This window comes from Streptomyces sp. NH27, from assembly GCF_056859195.1.
Genome location: NZ_JACEGK010000660.1, coordinates 1 through 3708 on the forward strand (window position 1 = coordinate 1; position 3708 = coordinate 3708).

General features: G+C 72.2%; 3 protein-coding genes. All 3 read right to left on the reverse strand.

The window, feature by feature from the left end:
• Positions 1-56 precede the first annotated feature (56 nt).
• Genes AC13HU_RS33950 through AC13HU_RS33960 form a run of 3 tightly spaced genes read right to left on the reverse strand, consistent with a single transcriptional unit; the run spans position 57 to position 3588 of the window.
• Entirely contained in the window at positions 57-437 is a 381-nt protein-coding gene (locus AC13HU_RS33950) for a UBP-type zinc finger domain-containing protein (RefSeq protein ID WP_483045837.1), read from the reverse strand.
• Positions 434-1909 carry an ATP-binding protein gene (locus AC13HU_RS33955; protein ID WP_483045838.1) on the reverse strand — a complete coding sequence of 492 codons (1476 nt, stop codon included), beginning with the start codon at positions 1907-1909 and terminating at the stop codon, positions 434-436. Before AC13HU_RS33955 ends, AC13HU_RS33950 begins: the two co-directional genes overlap by 4 nt.
• On the reverse strand, positions 1906-3588 hold the full coding sequence (locus AC13HU_RS33960) for an NAD(P)/FAD-dependent oxidoreductase (protein ID WP_483045839.1): 1683 nt from the start codon (positions 3586-3588) through the stop codon (positions 1906-1908). The genes AC13HU_RS33955 and AC13HU_RS33960 overlap by 4 nt, the downstream gene beginning before the upstream one ends.
• Positions 3589-3708: the final 120 nt, after the last annotated feature.

Sequence of the window (3708 nt, forward strand, 5' to 3'; positions counted from 1 at the left end):
GCGCCAAGTGTGGCGCCCGCCCCGTCACGTCGCGCGCTGCCGGTCGAGCCGGCCGCTCAGTTGAGCCGGTCGCGCCAGTCGGACGGCACGCGCTCAGCCGGGCCCGGCACCGGCTGGCCGGCCGGGTGGCTCTGCGGCGCCGCCAGTCGGGGACCGTCCTCGACGTACTGCTCCTCGGCGTAGTTCCAGAACCACTCCTCGCCCGGCTCGAAGCTGCGGATCACCTGGTGGCCGGTGGCGGCCGCGTGGGCGCCGGCGTGCTGCGCGGGTGAGGAGTCGCAGCAGCCGATGTGGCCGCAGGCCGCGCAGCGGCGCAGGTGGAACCACCAGCCGCCGCCGGCGTCGCACTCCGCGCAGCCGGTGCCGCTGGGCGGCACCGACGGGTCGATCGCGGTCCCGGAGGTCCCGGGCGTGCCCTGGTTGTCAGACGGGGTCATACGGCTGCCTCCTCGCTGTCCTGACCGGTCTCGGGCGTGGTCAGCGGCAGGCACACCCGGAAGCGGGTGTCGCCCGGCTCGGACTCGACCTTCAGGTCGCCGTGGTGCTTGTTGACCACGATCCGCCAGGAGATGTCGAGGCCGAGGCCGGTGCCCTGGCCGACCGGTTTGGTGGTGAAGAACGGCTCGAAGATCCGCTGCCGGATCTCCGGCGGAATCCCCGGACCGGTGTCGCGGAACTCCACCACCAGGTTGCCGTGCTCCCGCCAGGTCCGCACGGTGAGCGTGCCCTCGCCGTCCATCGCGGCGACGGCGTTGTCGATGAGGTTCGTCCACACCTGGTTCAGCTCGCCCGGGTAGGCGGGGATACGGGGCAGGGTCTGGTCGAACTCCTTGACCACGCGCACCCCGGCGCCGATCTTCCCGGCGAGCATCTGGAGGGTGCTGTCGAGGAGTTCGTGCACGTCGACCACCTGGTAGGGGGCGCGGTCGAGCTGGGAGTACTGCCGGGCGGCGTTGACCAGGCCGGAGATGCGGGTGGTGGAGTCCTCGATCTCGTTCATCAGCAGCTCGGTCTCGACGGTGTAGTTCAGCCACCGCACCGCGCTCTCCAGCACCGCGCCGTCGACGGCCGCGGCGATCTGGTCGAGCCACTCCTCGTCGAGTCCGGCCTGCACGAAGGCCGGCGCCAGGTCCCAGCCGCCGGAGATGTCGTGCGCGTCCATCCAGTCCGCGATCGCGTCCTCCCGGTCGGACGCGTCCATCGGGCTGAGCTGCTCGGCCTTCGCGACCCGTTCGGCGGCCCGCTCCTGGACGCTGACGAGGGTGTCCAGGTCGGCCTGCCGGTAGGGGCCGCCGGTGAGGATCTTCAGCTTGTGCCGCATCCCGGCGACCCGCTCGCGCAGCGCGGCGGTGGCCCGTAGCGCCGCGGCGGCCGGGTTGTTCAGCTCGTGGGTCAGACCGGCCGACAGCGAGCCGAGCGCGAGCAGCCGCTCCCGCTGGCTGACCACCTGCTGGAACGACTTGTTGCCGAAGAACAGGCCCTCCAGGAGGTGCACGGCCATCGGGAACCACTCGGTGACGATCCGCGCGAAGTCGTCCGCCGCCAGCACGAAGAAGCGTGAAGGCGCCGTCACCCGCATGGAGTTGGCGTACCGCTGCGGCACGCGGTCGCCCAGGTACGCCTGGAAGGCGCCCGAGTACACGCCCCGCTGGGAGGTCCTGGCCACCTCCACGTCGTCGTCACCGACCCGCCGGGAGGTCACCAGGGCCCCGTCCAGCAGCACGTAGAAGCAGGTCGCCGGGTCGCCCTCGGCGAAGACCGGGCCCGGCTCGATCGTCTCCACCCGGCCGATCCGGCACAGCTTGGCGAGTTGCTCGGGGGCGAGCTTCTCGAACAGGAAGAGCGTGCGCAGTTCCTCCGGGTTGCAGGGGTCCAGTGCGCTCGGTGGGCTCTGCGGGCTCTCGGTCACAGCCCCTCCAGGTAGCGGTGTACGAGCATGACGGCCATCGCGCCCTCGCCGACCGCGGACGCCACCCGCTTCGCGGACTCGGACCGCACGTCGCCGGCCGCGAAGACGCCCGGCACGCTGGTCTCCAGGTGGTACGGCAGCCGGTCCGGTTGCCAGCCGGCCGGCCGGCGGCCGTCCTCGGTGACGAGGTCGGGGCCGGTCAGCACGAAGCCGTGCCGGTCGCGGTGGACGGTGCCGTCCAGCCAGTCGGTGCGCGGCGCGGCGCCGATGAAGACGAACATCCGCTGTGCGTCGACGAGTTCGGTGCCGCCGGTGGTGGCGTCACGCACCGCCAGGCCCTCCAGGTGGTCCTCGCCGTGCACGGCGGTGACCGAAGTCCGGGTGCGTACCCGGATGGGGGGGATGTCGGCGATCTGCTGGATCAGATAGTGCGACATGGACGCCTCCAGGGACGCGCCGCGCACCAGCAGCGTCACCGACTTGGCGTGCCGCGAGAGGTAGACGGCGGCCTGGCCGGCGGAGTTGGCGCCGCCGACGATGTACACGTCCTGGCCCTCGCAGCCGGCCGCCTCGGTCAGCGCGGAGCCGTAGTACACGCCGCGGCCGGTGAGTTCGGCCAGTCCCGGTACGTCGAGCTGCCGGTAGGCGACGCCGGTGGTGAGGATCACGCTCTGCGCGGCGACCGCCGAGCCGTCCGCGAACCGTACGGTACGGGCCGGGCCGCTGACCTCAAGTGCGTTGACCTCGCAGGCGGTCAGCAGTTCCGCGCCGAACCGGGTGGCCTGGCGGCGGGCGCGGTCGGTGAGTTGGGCGCCGGATATACCATCCGGAAAGCCGAGATAGTTCTCGATCCGGGCGCTCTGCCCGGCCTGCCCGCCGGTCGCGGTCCGCTCCACCAGGACGGTGCGCAGCCCCTCGGAGGCGCCGTAGACCGCGGCGCCGAGCCCGGCCGGGCCGCCGCCGATCACCACCAGGTCGTAGAACTCCTCGGCCGGCGAGGTGGACAGGCCGACCTGTTCGGCCAGGTCCTGTTCGGACGGCTCCAGCAGCGCCTCGCCGCCCGGCGCGATCACCAGCGGCAGCCGTAGACCGTCCTGCCCGGCGGCCTCCAGCAGCCGGCGGCCCTCGACCTGGTCGGACTGATACCAGCGGTACGGCACCTGGTTGCGGGCCAGGAACTCCCTTACGTCGGAGGAGCGCGCCGACCAGCGGTGCCCGACCACCTTCGTCTCGGGTACCGGGCGGTGGTCGGAGCAGAGCCAGCTCTCCAGCAGGTCGTCGACCACCGGATAGAGCTTCTCCTCCGGCGGGTCCCACGGCTTGAGCAGGTAGTGGTCGAGGTCGACCACGTTGATCGCGTCGATCGCGGCGCCGGTGTCCGCGTAGGCGGTGAGCAGCACCCGGCGCGCGCCGGGGTAGATGTCCATCGCCTGTTCGAGGAACTCGATGCCGGTCATGTTCGGCATCCGGTAATCGGCCAGGATCACCGCGACCAGGTCGCCGCGCAGCTTCATCTGCCGCAGCGCGTCCAACCCGTCCTGCCCGGACTCCGCCCGCACCACGCGGTACCGCTCGCCGTAGCGGCGGCGCAGGTCGCGGGCGACCGCCCGGGACACCCCCGGGTCGTCGTCAACGGTGAGGAGCGCGGCGCGGCGCGTGCCGGCGTCCGGCTCAGTCATGGGCATCCCGTCCCCGTGTTGTCGTCCATGTGTTCGGCCGTCTATGTGGTTCAGCGTAGTAGCACCGCTGGTCCGGCGCGCGAGGGACAGATGGTGGGCGGTCCGGGGGCGGGCACGGGG

Excerpts from the sequence above, each read along its gene's own strand:
- AC13HU_RS33960 (WP_483045839.1), bottom strand. The coding sequence starts at position 3,588 with ATGACTGAGCCGGACGCCGGCACGCGCCGCGCCGCGCTCCTCACCGTT.
- AC13HU_RS33950 (WP_483045837.1), bottom strand. The coding sequence starts at position 437 with ATGACCCCGTCTGACAACCAGGGCACGCCCGGGACCTCCGGGACCGCG.